Below are 11,803 nucleotides of genomic sequence, written 5' to 3' on the forward strand. Positions count from 1 at the left end.
CGGGACTTGGCTTAGAAGGAGGGGAAATAGCAATGGCATACCAAAAGTTAGGTCGCGATTCCAGTGCCCGTAAAGCATTGTTCCGCGACTTGGTAACTGACTTGTTCTTGTATGAGCGCATTCAAACGACAGAAGCGAAAGCGAAGGAAGTTCGTTCCATCGCTGAAAAACTAATCACGTCTGCAAAACGCGGTGATTTGCATGCTCGTCGTCAAGTGGCTGCATTCGTGCGCCGCGAAACGTTGAATGGCGAACAAGACGCAATTCAAAAGCTGTTCTCGGAGCTAGCACCACGTTATGCTGAGCGTCCGGGCGGATATACGCGCATTTTGAAACTTGGTCCTCGCCGTGGCGACTCCGCGCCTATGGTGTATTTGGAACTGGTTGACCGCGCGTAATCGCGGTGATGTCACACGTACGATAACGACGCATTTTGCGGCGTGAAGGAAGGCTCCCCCTGAGGAGCTTTTCTTTTTATCGGGAGGGTTACAACCAATGCGTAACATTGGAATGGTATTAAGCTATGACGGGACAGCTTACTGCGGTTTTCAAGCTCAGCCGGAGCTGGATACGGTTCAAGGCCGCATCGAACGCGCGATATACATGCTGACCAACGAACAGACGTCCATTATGGCATCTGGCCGCACAGACGCAGGAGTTCATGCGTACGGTCAAGTGTTCAACTTTACGACCGCATCGATGATTCCTGTCGACCGCTGGTGTCTGGCGTTGAATTCACGATTACCTGATGACATCGTCATTCGAGAAGCCTGGGAAGCGCCGCAGTCATTCCACGCTCGCTACTCGGCGAAACGCAAGACGTATCGTTACTCCATATGTGCAGAACGGCAACCGGATGTGTTCCGCCGGAATTATGAATTCCATTATCACAGACCTCTTGATATGACAGCCATGCAAGAGGCAGTCCGCTATTTTGTTGGAGAGCATGACTTTACTTCTTTCGTTTCGCCGAAATCGACGAAAACGTCCAATGTGCGTACCCTTTACACCGCTCGGTTGGATATTGAGCCAAGTGAGACAGGGGAAGAGGGCAGGGGCCGCCTTCATTTGGAACTGACCGGAAACGGATTTCTATACAATATGGTGCGCATCATTGCAGGGACACTCTTGCGGGTTGGCGAACGAAAGCTCATTCCGGCTGATATTCCACGCATTTTGGAAGCCAAGAGTCGAAAAGCCGCCGGTCCAACTGCAGTACCCCACGGACTTACACTCTGGCACGTGGATTACAATGGAGAAGAACAGTTTCACACGGATAACAACGCATCCAAGTGAATCGAAAAAATCCCTTGCAAAAATCGCTTTAATATTGTAAAATAACATTTGTGTTTCTTTAGGCTTCCCACGGCCCCGATAAAGAAATCACACTGCTTGTAGCAGTTTTTAACAAGACATAACATTGAGTTGAACGAATATAGACATGCAACAATGGAATGAACGTTAACAATGAATTTGTAACGCAACTTACTGTTGCGTCAAATGTCATCAGAGGAGGATATTTCATGCGTACCACATACATGGCCAAGCCAGCTGAAGTTGAGCGCAAATGGCACATTATTGACGCTGAAGGTAAGACGCTTGGTCGTCTGGCAAGTGAAGCAGCTGCATTGATTCGCGGCAAACACAAAACAACATTTACGCCTCACGTTGATACAGGTGACTTCGTTGTCATCGTTAACGCTGACAAAATCGTGTTGACTGGCAAGAAATTGCAAAACAAAATGTACTACCGTCACTCCTTCTATCCAGGTGGTTTGAAAGTGACAAGCGCTCAAGAAATGTTGAACAAAAAACCTGAGCGTATGGTGGAACTCGCTGTTCAAGGCATGCTGCCAAAAACGCGCATGGGCAATAAAATGAAACTTCGTGTTAAAGTTTATGCCGGCGTAGAGCACCCACATCAAGCACAACAACCTGAAGTTTACGAACTTCGCGGATAATAGAAAGGGGAGGACAGTTTCATGGCACAAGTACAATACTATGGGACAGGTCGTCGTAAGCATTCGGTAGCGCGCGTTCGCCTAGTACCGGGCGAAGGCCGCATCGTTATCAACAAACGCGACCTTAATGAATACTTCGGTTTGGAAACTTTGAAGCTTATCGTGAAGCAACCGTTGAACCTTACAGAAACACTCGGCAAATATGACGTGTTGGTTCTGGCTCATGGCGGCGGTATCACTGGTCAAGCTGGCGCAATTCGTCACGGTATTTCCCGTGCATTGCTGAAAGCTGATCCAGAGCTTCGTCCGGCTTTGAAAAAAGCAGGCTTCCTGACGCGCGATCCACGTATGAAAGAGCGTAAAAAATACGGTCTTAAAGCAGCTCGTCGTGCGCCTCAGTTCTCGAAACGTTAAGATTGGATTACGAACGGAATCAACCCTCTTACGACTACGGTCGCAAGAGGGTTTTTTTGCGTATAACAGATATCATGTTCACAACGCGCCATCATCCGATATAATAAACGTCGAAGGTAGCTTATTTCGGGGATATGAGGGATGGGGGCGAAGAGAATGAAGCGAGAAGGTCAGGACAGGTTGATTAAGACGGATGGCAAGGAAAAATATGCTGAGCAGCGGAATGGAGACGAGCCAGCAGTAGTAGACCGACAATATTGGCTAGAGGTGCTCAATCGGGTAGCGCGTCCCGTATTGATGGCGCTGGCGGAGCGCCGATTGAAGCTTGATATGCCTATCGAGTCCAACGGCGTGGATCGGGAGCACTATACATACCTGGAGGCATTCGGGCGGCTGATGGCCGGAATCGCGCCCTGGCTCGGTTCGGTAGGTGGTCTTGCGGAAGAGGAGCAGCTCCGGCTGGAACTGAGCAAGCTGTATGTGGAAGCTATGGACGCTGCTACTGATCCGAATTCACCAGACTATATGAACTTCGCCGCTGGATACCAACCGATCGTCGATACGGCGTTTCTGTGCCAAGGTGTGCTGCGTGCGCCGGAGGCGCTCTGGAACCCGTTAAGCGAACGGGTCAAGCGCAATGTCATTACAGCGTGGAAGAGCACCCGGATTCGTAGGCCGCATTTCAACAACTGGCTGCTGTTCTCCGCAATGATTGAAGCGGCACTATATCATGTTGACGAAGCGGATTGGGATCCGATGCGGATAGATTACGCATTGAAGCAGCATGAGCAGTGGTATGTCGGTGACGGAATATACGGTGACGGACCAGCGTACCACGCAGATTATTACAACAGCTTCGTGATTCAGCCAATGCTGCTCGATATGCTCCGATTGCTTGGCGATCTGTATCCGGATTGGAACAAGATGAAGCCGAGCGTGTTAAGGCGAGCACAGCGATATGCGTTGCAGCAGGAGCGCAGCATATCTCCGGAAGGAACGATCCCGCCTGTTGGCCGTTCGTTAGCTTACCGCTGCGGCGCATTGCAGACGCTTGCACAGATCGCATGGCTTGATGAACTGCCTGAATCAATGACTCCATCGCAGGTGCGATGCGCCTTGACGGCTGTGATGCATCGTATGATGGATGCGCCGGGCACTTATACACCAGATGGATGGTTGACGGTTGGATTTTGCGGACATCAACCGGACATCGGTGAGACGTATATCTCGACCGGCAGCCTCTATCTTTGCTCGACTGCGCTTCTGCCGCTCGCCTTGTCCCTGTCGCATCCGTTCTGGCAAGGGGAGGCGGAGTGGACTTCGAAGAAAGCTTGGTCTGGGCAGCCATTCTCTATCGATTATGCGTTGCATGAATGAGTTTCATTTGTCATATTGGTTTCCTCAACAAGCACACCGATACCTCACGTAGGTATCGGTGTTTTTATACCCAATTTTGATTCACCTAGGGCGATCGCCCGGAATAGGCTGTAATGTCGGTTCAACATGCAGAAAAAACAAATTGACAAAGATAGGAAACATTCTATAATTATAAAGTATACAAAACATACCAAAATACTATGAATTAAAATGAGTATGCGGAGGATGCAATTATGAATCTGTTGGAAAAGGAAGCGTTCGTAAATGAGAAAGAGGAACAATTCGAACATGCTGAACCGGAAGAAGTTATTGCTGAGGCTGTTCAAGCCTTTCCGAATTTGACGTTTGCTTGCAGCTTTGGTGCGGAAGATGTCGTCTTAGTCGATATGCTGCAGCGGCTCAGTCCATCAACCGATATTTTCTATCTGGATACGGAGTTTCATTTCGATGAAACGTATAACACCCGTAATCGCATCTCTGAACGTTACGATTTGGAATTTGTTCGCGTAGCCCCTGAACTTTCCCCTGAAGCTCAAGCCGAAGCCTACGGCGATCAATTATGGTTGAATAACTCCAATCTTTGCTGCAACTTGCGTAAAGTAGAACCATTAACAGGAATATTAAGTAAATATGATGCTTGGATTACGGGCATCCGCCGCGATCAAGCGCCGACACGTGCCAATGCGAAGAAGGTGGAGTATGATACCAAATTCGGATTAATTAAATTCAACCCGCTAGCGGCATGGAGTTGGGAAGATGTCTGGAATTACATTCATAGCCATAACGTCATCTACAATCCGCTTCATGATCTCAATTATCCTAGTATCGGCTGCATTCATTGCACACGTGCAGTACAGCCAGGAGAGGACCCTCGTGCAGGGCGTTGGTCAGGAAGCGAAAAAGTCGAGTGTGGACTACACAAATAGAAGTGCGTGTTCAAAAGGAGACTTTTTGAACAACCTCTTGAAGGGAGACTTCAGTTATGACCTCAATTTTGCCTCATGGCGGACAACTCATCAATCGATTCGTTCCAGAACAGGATGTTGAACGGAAGCTCACCGAAGCTAAATTGTTGCCGGAAATACACATCAACCGACGTACGCTCTCGGATTTGGATTTGATAGGTGTCGGCGCGTTCTCTCCGCTCACTGGATTTATGAATGCAGATGACTATAGGAGCGTCGTAGAACGAATGCGCTTGGCAGATGGTACAGTATGGAGCCTGCCAATCACGCTTGCCGTTCCGGAATACATCGCCGAGACGTTGACGATAGGCTCAACCGCTGCACTTATCGGGGAAGAGGATGGAATCATCTATGGAACGATAGACGTTGAAAGTATATATAGCGTGGACCAGTTAAAGGAAGCCGAACAAGTATTCAAGACGGCAGACTCGGAGCATCCGGGAGTGCAGAAGCTGCTGGAGCGTCCCGATACGTATGTTGGCGGAAACGTACTAGTGCTGCAGCGTGCAAAGCCTGAGCAATTCGAACAGTATTACTTTGATCCCGCTGATACCCGCCGCCTGTTCGAAGAGCGGGGTTGGCGGACAGTTGTAGGCTTCCAGACCCGTAACCCCGTTCATCGGGCGCATGAATATATTCAGAAGAGCGCGATGGAAATCGTCGACGCGTTATTTTTGAATCCGTTAGTCGGGGAGACGAAATCAGACGATGTGCCTGCAGATGTGCGGATGCGCAGCTATGTGAGCCTGCTGGAGCATTATTATCCAGAGGACCGGGTATTCCTCGGCGTATTTCCTGCTGCGATGCGTTATGCGGGTCCGAGAGAAGCGATCTTCCATGCTATCGTACGTAAAAATTACGGCTGTACCCACTTTATCGTCGGCCGTGATCATGCGGGTGTAGGAGACTATTACGGAACGTATGAAGCGCAAGAAATCTTTCGTTTATTCTCCCCTGAGGAACTGGGGATTCAACCGCTCTTCTTCGAGCATAGCTTTTTCTGCATCACCTGCGGCAATATGGCGTCCAGCAAGACGTGCCCTCATCCGAAGGAACAGCATGTGGCGCTGTCTGGAACGAAGGTGCGGGCTTTACTTCGTGACGGCACATGCCCGCCGCCGCAGTTCTCGCGTCCGGAAGTGGCGCGCATTCTTATTGAAGGCATGGCGCAGTCTGTCTCCAGCGACGTGTAGACGAGGAATCCAACTGAATAGAAGGATATCCTTTGAAGCGACGTATATTTGTCCACCCTGTCCCATATAGATGATTAGGAGTCTGTATGGGGGCGGAGGTGGACTTATTTTATGAGTGAAAAGAAGCAGCGAAAGACTTCCATCCTGTGGATACCGCTGCGCCATGTCCGGCAGTGGATCATTAGCATTTGTCTTGTGCTTATCGTCATCGTCATTATGACTGCCGATATGCCAGTTACAAAGACATGGACCTATTGGACAATACCTTTGTCCGGCAAGGTGATCGCCATTGATGCGGGACACGGTGGACCGGATGGTGGAGCGGTAAGCCGGCAAGGAGTCATCGAGAAGGACATTAATCTGTCTATCGCTTTATATTTGCGCGATTACTTGCAGCAGGCCGGTGCAGTTGTCTTCATGACGCGCGAAGGGGACTATGACCTTGCCAATGGGGATACAAAAGGATATGCGAGGCGGAAAGCCGAGGATTTGAAGCAGCGGGTCAGCTTTGTGGAAGAGAAAAAAGCGGATCTTCTCATCAGTTTGCATATGAACAGCATCCCTTCTCAGCGCTGGAATGGGGCGCAAACTTTTTATACGGCGCGCAATCCGGAGAGCGAGCGGCTCGCCAAGTGGATTCAATCGGAAATTCGCCGGAACTTGGAGAATACAGAGCGGGTGGCTAAGCCGGTCGACCGGCGCTTATATTTGATGGATAAGGTAAGTATGCCGACCGCACTCGTGGAAGTCGGATTCCTATCTAATCCGGAAGAATCGCGCAAGTTAGCGGATGAGCAATATCAGCGCAAGGTGGCGGCCTCGGTGTATAAAGGGATTTTGCGATTTATAGCAGGGGAAAACATTGGTAAAAAGTAAGGCTGTGCTATAATAGTATTCGTACATCATTCATCATTTATCAATAGACCTTGATATGAGACGAGGTGCCATCTTGATTACGAAAGAGGAAGTGCTGCAAGCGCTGCAAGGTTTGAAAGAGTCGGTAACCGGACAAGACATGACAAGCATAGGCTGGATTCGAGATATGATGGTCAGAACGGGGGAAGTGAAGTTAACTGCGGTAATCGCCCCTCAGGCTGCGGATGCGGCGACAAGAGAAGCGTTAACTCAGGAGATTAAGAGCCGTTTGTCCGCATTGTCTATTCAAGATGTTCATGTTCGTATCCGACTTGCTTCTGAACACGAACAGGCTGCAATCGGATTGAAGCCGGCTCAGGATCAAGCCGGTCAAGCTCAGGGGACAGGACAACCAGCCCAAAATCTAAAAGGACCTCAAGCGGGAGTTAAGCATCCGCTTCTTGATCCGACCTCTGGGGTACAGTTTATCGCTGTAGCTAGTGGAAAAGGCGGCGTCGGCAAATCAACCGTAACGGTTAACTTGGCTGTGGCCTTGGCACGCCTTGGCAAGCGCGTCGGATTGATTGATGCCGATATTTACGGCTTTAGTGTGCCCGACATGATGGGCATTGATGAGCGGCCGGTAGTAATGGACAATCTCATCATACCGATGGAGCGCTTTGGCGTGAAAGTGATGTCCATGGGATTCTTTGTCGAGGACAACAGCCCGGTCGTATGGCGCGGGCCAATGCTGGGCAAGATGCTCCGTAACTTTTTCCAAGAAGTGGAGTGGGGCGAACTTGACTATGTGCTGCTGGACCTTCCGCCTGGAACCGGCGATGTCGCGCTTGATGTCCATCAGATGATACCCCAGAGCAAGGAAATTATCGTCACTACACCTCATGCGACCGCGGCATTTGTTGCTGCAAGAGCAGGGACGATGGCGATTCATACAAAGCATGATATTCTAGGTATCGTCGAGAATATGGCATATCTCGAATGCGGAAAATGCGGCGAGAAGCAGTATGTATTTGGGCGCGGAGGCGGCGCGAAGCTGGCAGAAGAGCTTCACGTCGACCTGCTCGCGCAGATTCCGCTTGGAAGTACGGACAACCACCCTTCCGAACGGGAGTTCGCACCTTCTGTATATAAAGAAGAGTCCGTCATTGGAGCACAATACATGGAATTGGCCAGAAGTGTAGATCATCGATTAAAATCATAACGGCGTGAAGAGGGATGCCATCGCGGCTCCCTCTTGTTTTGTAAGCGCTCTAGGATCCGGAGCCACTATCGCTGCCGCCATCATCGTCGCCGCCTCCACCGCTGCCCTCGCTACTGCCGCCTTCCTTCTGTTCTCCGCCTTTTCCTTTCTTACCGCCTTTTTCCTTCGGCTGCAGCTCTTCCTTTACAACTTTACTTAATAAATCCATAACTTCGAGCCTGAAGATGGGACTGCTCATCGAATCCTTGACGACCGCCATCAGCTGCTTGCGGTACTCCGGGGTCTTCATCATGTCTAAATATGACTTCATCATGTCAGGGGATTTAATAATATCTCCGACGGATTGCTGATAAGCGGGATCCTTAATCAATTCTTTATGAATTTGTTTATTTTCTTTACTAACGACTTTCGCGAATTCACCGGCGAATTTCGGGTCAGTCATCACTTTTTCTACCGTTTGCTGATAATCAGGTGAAATGAGTGTGTCCTTTACTGCCGTCCGGATTTGTTCTTGCTGCTGCATATTTAAGGATTTCATTTGCATCCCGCCGCCGGATGGGGACGACTGTATGGCTTTTTGCGCTTCTTCTGTCTTGAGGATGTCCACCACCATGGTCTTTAGATCCTTATAATCCATTGTATTGCTCGAAGCTTGCTGTTCCATGCCACAGGCGGATAGGAGCGTGATGAACATGGCGCCAACCAGCGTAAGACGAATGAATCTTGACTTCATGGAATAGGCCCTCCTTTCTGTCCTGAATGGACGCTGCGCGTTCGATAAAATCCGCTGCAAAATCCGTCCTTCACGCGTAGTATGGCAGAGGAATTTATGAATTATGTTTGACAGCGATAGTTTTTTGCTGAGAAGATTGGTAAAATAATGAACATTGTGGAGGTGGAGCGCCTTGAATTTGAAAAAATGGTCTTATTTATTCTGGACGACACTATGTCTAGGTGGAGCGATTACACTTATTATTGGTCTCTCCTTACAGGTGTTCCAACAAGAGTTTTCTAATTTTAACGGTCCAGTGGATATTATGTTGAATGTGCTGCAGCTGATACTAAGCGGTTGTATGATCAGCGTATATTCGCAGATGGGTTTCTTTGCCTATTTGACGCTGAATTACATCGCTCTCGGTATTTTTAAGAAGGCGTGGCCGTACGTTCAAGTTCTGCTTACAGTTATCGTGTGGCTGGACTTAATGTTCCTTCGCACCTTGCTCGCAGGTGACGCTGTAACGAACGGTGTAAATGACATTATTCTCGGTATCGTCGTGCTGCTGGTTGCGCTTGTCGTTGCTTATTACAAAGTACGGGCGACGAATCGTTCCGCGTTCATTCCGACGGTATTCTTCATGATTGCGGTTACGACTATCGAAACGTTGTCAGCGCTTACCATCGGCAACATGGCTACGTGGTTCGTCTATATTCCGCTTGCGGCATGCAATGCGTACCAAATTCTCATCTTGCACCGCATTCTGGACAAAAAAGAAAGCTGACGGAGGTCCGTCAGCTTTTTTTAGTTGGGCTACATTCCCGCCGCATCGTGCAAATGCTGATTCATCGTAGATTGGTCTTGAATGGTTTTACTTTTCAATTCCGTCTGCTGAATGAGTTCGGATACGGTGACGAATTCATAGCCTTGCGCGCGAAGCTGATCGATGATGGCCGGAAGGGCTAGATGGGTCTGCTTGCACGAATCGCTTGCATGCAGCAGCACGATATCGCCAGGGTGCGCTTTCTTAACGACACGATTTACGATCGTGTCCACGCCGGGATTTTTCCAATCCAATGAATCGGTATCCCATTGAATAACCTTATAATTCAGACGGTTAGCGATGCGAAGGACTCGTTTGTCGAAATCACCGTTCGGCATCCGAATCAAGTTCGGCGCTTTGCCGGTTACATCTGACAAGATCTGGTGTGCGGTCGCAATCTGCTTGCGGATTTCTTCATCGCTTAGGCTGCTGTAGTTTACATGCTTGTGCCCGTGGCTTCCAACCTCGAATCCTGTATCGACTATCTTTTTCACCATATCGGGATGGGTTTTGCTCCAAGGGGAGGAGAGAAAGAATGTTGCTTTCTTAACCCCCTTCTCCTCAAGGATCTTAAGAATAGGCTCTGTCCGCTTGTCCCCCCAGCTAATGTCGAAGGTGAGCGCGATAAGCTTTTTATCCGTGGGCACATTGTAAATGGCAGAAGGACTCCCTTCTGAAAATACGGTGATGTTGTCACTCTCCACGTAAACGACACCAGCAGCGAATAGCGCGGCGACGACGAGGAAAAAGACGCGTTTCATTTTTTTACCGCTAAATACATAAAAGTAATTCATGACAAAATGCGCTCCTCTCGTTAACGATCAAAAGATTGAACAGGGGGAAGTTACGCTCAAGAACAAGCTGCCATCGTGCAGCTTGTCATGCTTGTTTAATACACTGTATGCTTGGGGTAATAAAATAAGACCGCAGCTTTTCCAATAAATCCCGTGGTGATCTCCAGGCTTCACTACGCATGGTATATGGGAGAGCAAGGGAAAAGAGAGGGTATAGAAGTTATGCTAAGTCTAGCTTCATGGTGGAACACGTTGAAAGAATTACGCTGGTATTTGCTTGCCTCTGTGGTGATCTTTACGGCTGGCTATGTACTCGGCAACAATTGGAGCGGGCTGGAGCAATTCGTGCTTCAGCAGCTGCAGGGTCTTGAAGGGGCTCGCAATCAATTGATGCAGTCCGATAATCAGGAGCTGTCGTTCTTTGTGTTTATTTTTTATAATAACGCCATTAAAGCGGTGTTGATCATGTTTGCAGGCATCGTGTTCGGTCTCATCCCAGCTGGATTTCTTCTAGTAAACGGCATGGTGATCGGATTCTTGCTGCGTGTAATGGAGTCAAAAGGTGTGGATATTGCGGAACTGGTTGTTAAGGGGTTGCTTCCTCACGGTATTTTGGAAATCCCCGCAATTTTGATTGCCGGAGCTTATGGCATGAAATTCGGTATGCTGCTGTTGAAAAAATGGTTCGGGAAGCGGGAACAGCGAAGAGCGGTGAGTCTAGCGGAATGGACCAAGCGTACAGGTGCCGGTGCGGTATGGGTGACCGCCTTGCTGCTAGTTGCTGCAGTCATTGAGAGCACTGTAACATTGTGGTTAATGAAATAAAATGATTACGTACCGGCCTTGTGATAAAACATCATAAAATTGTGCATAACAGTAAAGCGGTATTCTTTGGCTTCATTGGAAGCCGGCAGCGAAGTCGACGTGAAGCTGAAGAATGTCCGGATTGTTAGAGTCGATGGTGTTGTATTGTCGTTAAGGGAGGCTGCTGCTGTAATGTTAGGTTTTCTGTTTAATGAGAGAGAATGCAAAGAGCTGAGCTACATGCTACGGAAAGAATTAGATGAGATGCTGCTTGATTTGAGTGATAATCGATTGGACGCAGAGGTTCGTCAAGCAATATCCAAACGGTATCGCACCGTCTTCAGGATGTATGCTCGCATTGCTTCGCCGAAGGAACTATCTAAATATGCACGGAATCATCGCATTATTCCTATGTAATTGACATGTAAGTCTAAATGGAACGAAGCGTGGAAATGCGCGTCAGGATATGAATGAAACTGGATTGCATAAAATATCGAAAAATGTGTTGACTAGGCATCCGATTTATGATAAATTATTTCTCGTCCCTTCTAAATCGAGTTTTGAAAAAAAACTTGTCGACAGAAGAGAAAACGAAAGTTGAAGAAAAAAAACTTTGAAAAAGTTATTGACTTAAACTGAAAGACATGATATATTATAAAAGTCGCCGCTGATACGGCGGT

Annotated in this window: 14 protein-coding genes; 12 read left to right on the forward strand and 2 right to left on the reverse strand. The window is 48.5% G+C overall.

The annotated features are described in order from the left end of the window. The first annotated feature begins 32 nt into the window (after nucleotides 1–32). The 9 genes from rplQ (at nucleotide 33) to A372_RS0110140 (ending at nucleotide 7,987) form a co-directional block, all read left to right on the forward strand. Nucleotides 33–398, forward strand: coding sequence for a 50S ribosomal protein L17 (gene rplQ, locus A372_RS0110100; RefSeq protein ID WP_019420723.1), 366 nt, complete (start codon nucleotides 33–35; stop codon nucleotides 396–398). A gap of 97 nt (nucleotides 399–495) precedes the next feature. Further along, entirely contained in the window at nucleotides 496–1,296 is an 801-nt protein-coding gene (truA, locus tag A372_RS33710) for a tRNA pseudouridine(38-40) synthase TruA (protein ID WP_019420724.1), read from the forward strand. A gap of 227 nt (nucleotides 1,297–1,523) precedes the next feature. Continuing rightward, nucleotides 1,524–1,961 carry a 50S ribosomal protein L13 gene (gene rplM, locus A372_RS0110110; RefSeq protein ID WP_019420725.1) on the forward strand — a complete coding sequence of 146 codons (438 nt, stop codon included), beginning with the start codon at nucleotides 1,524–1,526 and terminating at the stop codon, nucleotides 1,959–1,961. Between the two features lie 21 nt (nucleotides 1,962–1,982). After that, on the forward strand, nucleotides 1,983–2,375 hold the full coding sequence (gene rpsI, locus A372_RS0110115) for a 30S ribosomal protein S9 (protein ID WP_019420726.1): 393 nt from the start codon (nucleotides 1,983–1,985) through the stop codon (nucleotides 2,373–2,375). 156 nt (nucleotides 2,376–2,531) lie between these two features. Continuing rightward, on the forward strand, nucleotides 2,532–3,752 hold the full coding sequence (locus A372_RS0110120) for a DUF2264 domain-containing protein (protein ID WP_019420727.1): 1,221 nt from the start codon (nucleotides 2,532–2,534) through the stop codon (nucleotides 3,750–3,752). Between the two features lie 233 nt (nucleotides 3,753–3,985). Next, the gene (locus A372_RS0110125; RefSeq protein WP_019420728.1) at nucleotides 3,986–4,678 is read left to right on the forward strand and encodes a phosphoadenylyl-sulfate reductase; all 693 of its coding nucleotides are present in this window, start codon (nucleotides 3,986–3,988) and stop codon (nucleotides 4,676–4,678) included. Between the two features lie 56 nt (nucleotides 4,679–4,734). Next, complete coding sequence (gene sat / locus A372_RS0110130; protein WP_019420729.1) at nucleotides 4,735–5,910, forward strand: sulfate adenylyltransferase; 1,176 nt, start codon at nucleotides 4,735–4,737, stop codon at nucleotides 5,908–5,910. Between the two features lie 111 nt (nucleotides 5,911–6,021). Further along, on the forward strand, nucleotides 6,022–6,786 hold the full coding sequence (gene cwlD, locus A372_RS0110135; RefSeq protein WP_019420730.1) for an N-acetylmuramoyl-L-alanine amidase CwlD: 765 nt from the start codon (nucleotides 6,022–6,024) through the stop codon (nucleotides 6,784–6,786). Between the two features lie 73 nt (nucleotides 6,787–6,859). Further along, nucleotides 6,860–7,987 carry an Mrp/NBP35 family ATP-binding protein gene (locus A372_RS0110140; protein ID WP_019420731.1) on the forward strand — a complete coding sequence of 376 codons (1,128 nt, stop codon included), beginning with the start codon at nucleotides 6,860–6,862 and terminating at the stop codon, nucleotides 7,985–7,987. A gap of 49 nt (nucleotides 7,988–8,036) precedes the next feature. Here the strand turns inward: A372_RS0110140 and gerD are convergent, their stop codons facing one another. Beyond that, a complete protein-coding gene (gene gerD / locus A372_RS0110145; protein WP_019420732.1) occupies nucleotides 8,037–8,720 on the reverse strand; it encodes a spore germination lipoprotein GerD in 684 nt (227 codons plus the stop codon). A 172-nt stretch (nucleotides 8,721–8,892) separates the two neighbouring features. Here gerD and A372_RS0110150 point away from each other — a divergent pair, with 172 nt between their 5' ends. Further along, nucleotides 8,893–9,486, forward strand: a complete 594-nt coding sequence (locus A372_RS0110150; RefSeq protein ID WP_019420733.1) for a KinB-signaling pathway activation protein — start codon at nucleotides 8,893–8,895, stop codon at nucleotides 9,484–9,486. Nucleotides 9,487–9,515: 29 nt separating this feature from the next. Here A372_RS0110150 and pdaB read toward each other — a convergent pair whose 3' ends face one another. Then, nucleotides 9,516–10,319 (reverse strand): polysaccharide deacetylase family sporulation protein PdaB, encoded by an 804-nt coding sequence (pdaB, locus tag A372_RS0110155; RefSeq protein ID WP_019420734.1) that lies wholly within the window; start codon nucleotides 10,317–10,319, stop codon nucleotides 9,516–9,518. A 252-nt stretch (nucleotides 10,320–10,571) separates the two neighbouring features. Between pdaB and A372_RS0110160 the strand changes: the two genes are divergently transcribed. Next, nucleotides 10,572–11,144 carry a stage II sporulation protein M gene (locus A372_RS0110160; RefSeq protein WP_233698709.1) on the forward strand — a complete coding sequence of 191 codons (573 nt, stop codon included), beginning with the start codon at nucleotides 10,572–10,574 and terminating at the stop codon, nucleotides 11,142–11,144. A gap of 171 nt (nucleotides 11,145–11,315) precedes the next feature. Beyond that, entirely contained in the window at nucleotides 11,316–11,540 is a 225-nt protein-coding gene (locus tag A372_RS0110165; RefSeq protein ID WP_026010986.1) for a hypothetical protein, read from the forward strand. The last annotated feature ends 263 nt before the right edge of the window (nucleotides 11,541–11,803 follow it).

It is taken from the genome of Paenibacillus sp. OSY-SE (assembly GCF_000283315.1).
In the GTDB taxonomy this organism is placed as follows: Bacteria; Bacillota; Bacilli; order Paenibacillales; family Paenibacillaceae; genus Paenibacillus_B; species Paenibacillus_B profundus.